The 4,729-nt window shown below is 59.0% G+C and carries 3 protein-coding genes and 1 pseudogene; all 4 read right to left on the reverse strand.

The genetic code is table 11. The features are described from left to right. Window positions 1-478 precede the first annotated feature (478 nt). Window positions 479-1,192: pseudogene (locus F787_RS15835) on the reverse strand (calcium-binding protein); the annotation flags it as partial. Window positions 1,193-1,931: 739 nt separating this feature from the next. Then, entirely contained in the window at window positions 1,932-2,822 is an 891-nt protein-coding gene (locus tag F787_RS0113850; RefSeq protein ID WP_028492564.1) for a hypothetical protein, read from the reverse strand. Window positions 2,823-3,252: 430 nt separating this feature from the next. After that, complete coding sequence (locus F787_RS0113855) at window positions 3,253-4,023, reverse strand: hypothetical protein (RefSeq protein WP_155989628.1); 771 nt, start codon at window positions 4,021-4,023, stop codon at window positions 3,253-3,255. A gap of 154 nt (window positions 4,024-4,177) precedes the next feature. Next, window positions 4,178-4,729 (reverse strand): hypothetical protein (locus F787_RS17055; RefSeq protein WP_028492566.1); only part of this gene is annotated, 552 nt, incomplete at its 5' end.

The following is a 4,729-nucleotide window of genomic DNA, read 5'->3' on the forward strand; positions in this document are numbered from 1 at the left end:
TTGAACTTTCTCCATCTTCGAACCTGGCGGGAAAACGCAATGATCACGGCCGGCGCGAGAAGGATGACGGCCATAACGCCAATAAGGATCAGATAACCGTAGATCATGCCGGGACCGCTCCGTCGCGGAATCGACGGGCACCGAATCCGCGTCCGGCCATCGGCCACGGATCAGAGCAGCAGCGACGGTAAAACGCGAGAGGTGCTAATACGGTTGGTGCGGGACCCGATCCCGCCACCCCGCGTGACGAGAACAAGGAGTCGGAGGCATGAAGTGCAGACGCCCGAAGGGCATCCGATCGTTCCGTGATGGAGGTCATGGCATTTCCCTGCCGTGATTGCGGGTTAAAGAATCGCCGCCATCAGGCCGCGTTGTCAATGAGGCGAGTGTGATGGTGTTCTTGCCCCACTGGCCGCCTGCCAGGTCCGCGGCGGCGCCGGGACTCCGAGCTGCCCGGCCGCGCGGCACGCCGGTTACGGGCCCGGTTCAGATCATGCACCTCACCGTAGCCCTTCAGGTCGGGCAGGGTGGCGATGTCTTCCGGTACGTCCAGGCGCTCGCGCGCCTCGGTGTGGGCGGTGTCCTGGATGAACCACACGTCCGTGGCCTCGCCCTCGCGGCCGTCGGCCCATTCGAACCGCCCGATCTGGCGGTGCTCGTTGCCGTGCTCGTCCACGTAGCTGGAGTCCGAGTAGCCCAGATCGATGGAGCCGATGCCGACTTCATCCAGGGTCAGCAGTTCACCGTCGTCGACCTCGCCGTTGCCGTTGGCGTCCTGCCACAGGCGCAGGTCGTCCCAGGCCTCGTCGCCCGGGTCGATGCGTCCGTTGCCGTTGGTGTCGTGGATCGCCAGCGCCTCGAAGCCGTTCATGGCGGTCACGCCTTCCTCGATCTCGCTGGCGTTGCCAAACAGCTCGCTCCCGGTCTCGATCTCCTCGTTCCCGGTCAGGTCCATCGCCAGCAACGCATCCGCGGGCCCCACCCAGCCGGTGGCCTGCGCAAACCCGTCGCCGTTGTGGTCGAACTGTACGCCGGCCTCCAGACCGACCGTGGAGATGCCGTTGCCGTCCAGGTCCAGGATGATCGGGGAGGCGTGGGACTCGCCGCGGTTGAAGAAGTCGCGCACATCGCCAATCAGGTCACCGACCCAGAAGTCCCAGGCGGAATCCAAAACCCCGGCCGGCCCTCCCAGCTCCTCTAGAACGTCCGTCGCTGAGGTTCGCAGATCTTCATACACTGCCCCCCCATATTTGTCTCCCAACCACGCGCCCGCGTATGCAAGCGTAGCGGCCCCCAACGCTGTTCCAATAACTGGCGCGCCCAGAGCCGTCCCCACCAAGACCGCAGCTTTTGCCCCTGCCAAGCTCAGAAGCACCGAACTTGTGTTCTTTGAGGCTTCTTCCCAATCCGCCTGCGCAACCGCACTAATCACTTGCCCAGCATCGATTACATTACCGGCCGGGCCCAGCACACCACTCACTCGCCCACTAATTTCAAGATGCGTGCTTCTCATCCACGCTTCGTCGGATTTATAAGCCCGCTGATCAGCCCACTCCCGCGCCTGGTCACTTGCGGAATACCAGACAGCAGCTCGCTGCATATCACCCATCGCATCAGCCCTCTGAGCCAAAGCACGGGATTCATCCGAAATCCGGCGATATTCCCCTTCATAGTAATCTGCCAGTTTCGACAGGCGCTCTGACTCACTGAGTGTCGACTCCGACGCTTCAGACAAGAATGCCGAAAATCCGGCCATGGATGCCGAGTCCAATGACTTCATGTAATCATCGACCTCCCCAATAAACCCCTGAGCATTCTTTTTCTCTTCCATGAAAATTACTCCTTTAATAAACCAACAACGAAACGCACGACTCGATCAATATCTAAACAGATCACGAAACACGGAGAGACCTCATCCGCTAAAAAGCGACCTAAGACGAGCCCGACAAACTGTAGACCGCCCAGAAAAACAAATCCCGGATAGCCACGTATACGAAAGAAATCGATGCCGCAGTAGCATAGGTAATCACGACACTCCAGACGGAGAACCAGAACTCTGACGTGTACGACAGTCTGGAAACGCGACCAGACAACCCGGAAATCTCCGGTCCCGAGGGATAGATGCCGGAGAGAAGCAGGAAAGCCGCCAACCCAAAGAGCGGAATGGTTAACAGGCCTTTCCAGACAGCCCCCGGGACTTTCCTCAGGCGCATCCGTAGTGACACCACTGTCCATACCACAAACGCCGGAACAAGGAGCAACTGGACCGAGTGAATCAGCTGTGCGACCTCCGGAAACGTGGACCAGAGACCAAACCTCTCCACCCCGGAAAAGTGCACCTCCATAAAGCCAACGAAAGCCCGAACAGATGGCATCGAGCTCAGTACATTCCCGGGTAGCAGATAGGACGCACTCAGGACCAGCGCGAAATAACCCCCAAGGACCATCGTGGCCTCCAGGTCCTTCCCACCCACCTGTTCATCATGTGCGATGTCCTGAGGGCTCTCCTCCGGGGGCGCCCCCTTCGAGAGCCGGAAACTCTTCATATCTTGCTTACCGTCAGGCGTAGACGGGTGCCTGGATACAAAGTGCCAGGTGGCAAGCAGTGGCGCGATGATATAGCCAAGGAGTATCAGCACGGGGCTGGGTGGATTGATGACGCCCGCGCCAGCGGTCACGACCCCCACCCCCGTCAGCACCGGGGGCACTGCCAACACCAGGCCCGCGTAAATCACTCGAGTCCGAAACGACGCCCGGCGGGGGCCCGAAACGATCCCGACGGCCATCAGGATCACGATCACATACAGAATCAGGAACGCCATCACGGGATCCCCGGGCTTTGGGAGGAAATCGCCAGCCAGGGCATATGTACGGCCGGGTGACAACGCAACACAAGCCAGTCCAGCGATACACCGATGCGCCTGGCGGGGTAACGGGCCGACGATATCGGGGCGCAATGCGACATAAACCGAAGCGGTACTGCGGAGAGAGCGCCGATCCGTGGGGAAGTCATGGCATGCCCCTTTCCATAAGTGATGATCTTAAAAGGCCCCGGCTTCAGGCCACCCTGTCAAGGTCTTTGTCGGCACTCGTCTCGTTGGCGGTGGGGCGCACCGGGCACGCCGGTCCATTCGACCCCCCAATCTGGCGGTGCTCGTTACCGTCGAGGGCCGGCATAAGGGTGGCACGGGGCTCCGCGAGGTTGAACTTTTCCAGCGCCCCTCAGGCAAGCGAGTCACAGACCGCGAAAAATCACCCAAACCAGACACCCGCCAGCCAAAAAACAAAATCTTTCGCAAGAACAAGAAAAAGAATAAAGCACATCGAAGCCGCAAACATCAGCCAGGAACCGTGAAACGCAAACCAGAATTTCGAGGCATAGGCACTATCGGACATCTGACCAAACATGCCACCGAGGCCCGGCGAAGCTGGATACGCCAGAAAGACGAGCGAAAACCCCACCAGACCATAAAATAAAAGAGCCCCCAGGGCCCGAAAGAGCTCTCGTTTTGTGGTGATCTCTTTAAGACTGATCCTCAGAGACAAAACACCCCACACAACAATCATCGGAATCAAGGCAATCTGCAGAGAATAAACCAGCTGGGCCACCTCGGGGAACGCTGACGATTGCCGGAATCGTTCCACTCCGGGAACCAGCCCTCCGACACCATCAACCACGCCTCGGAAAAACGGAAAGTGGGACAATATGTTCTGCGGAACAACGTACACCAGAAAAAGACTAAAACCGAAATAAACACCAAACACCACAAGGATCTCATGATTTTTTCGGCGCTCAAACTTTCGGCCTCTCAGCTCTGCATACGACTCCGGACCGAAATCCGCAGGATCACCCTTTGCCATCGCCCATCCTTTCGCACCAAATCGTTTTAAACACCCGAAAACATAACCATTACCGGCCAGCCGAGCACGGGAGACGCGCAGGCCATCCCGGGCCTCGTCGCCCGGGTCGATATGGCCATCGCCGTCGATGTCGTGGACGGCCTGCGCATCAGACCCGTCCATGTCCGCTACACCCTACGCTTTCTCATGGTTGGGGAAGGCGGCGTATCCGGCTGGAAAGGAAGCACCACCAACCAACCAGCCAGCCCGAACCTGACACCGAGCAGAGATATGCGTCCCGAAGTGGCGGCCCCTCGGCAGGTTTCATCGCTTGCACTCATTGCCCCGGGGTGGTCTCAAATTCCAGGATGGGGTCAAAGCTGGAAGGAAAAAGACCCAGGAATCGCGACCTTCTCCATTCCACGTGGTTCTCCTGGTAGACTACGATCCGGCACCCATCGACGGCCTCTCGCTCTCCGCGAAACTCAAGACACATCGCAATCAAATCAAGAAACGCTTGATCGGGGATGTCCCGGCCGTTATACATCCACAGAGAAAAGGAGTTGTCGGTAAATGATGTAAAAAGATAACGATCCTCCTCTTCACCCATCCCCGCTCCGCCCCGCGATCTCAAGCCACCATCCTCGTCGATGAACGACTCCCGCGCGTCCAGCCCATGCGAGCGGAGGATTGCCTTCGACTCAATGGACACATCCGCCCCGAACTCGGCCGGAAGGCGCCCGGTACCCGCGGATACACTCTCCACAGCCCACAGGAACAGAAAGAGCAGGAAGATGACCTTCAAGGTACCGGAGGCACCCGCACAGCCTGCGGACTTCAGCGGTAACGGGCTGAATGTCCGGACTTCGTCGACCGCAGGCCCGCTCAT

Origin of the sequence: Thioalkalivibrio sp. ALE19 (genome assembly GCF_000428605.1) — a bacterium.
Taxonomy (GTDB): domain Bacteria; phylum Pseudomonadota; class Gammaproteobacteria; order Ectothiorhodospirales; family Ectothiorhodospiraceae; genus Thioalkalivibrio.

What these genes read in the sequence shown, in the direction of transcription:
- F787_RS0113850 (WP_028492564.1), bottom strand. Translation starts at nt 2,822, where the DNA reads ATGGCGTTCCTGATTCTGTATGTGATCGTGATCCTGATGGCCGTCGGG.
- F787_RS0113855 (WP_155989628.1), bottom strand. Translation starts at nt 4,023, where the DNA reads ATGGACGGGTCTGATGCGCAGGCCGTCCACGACATCGACGGCGATGGC.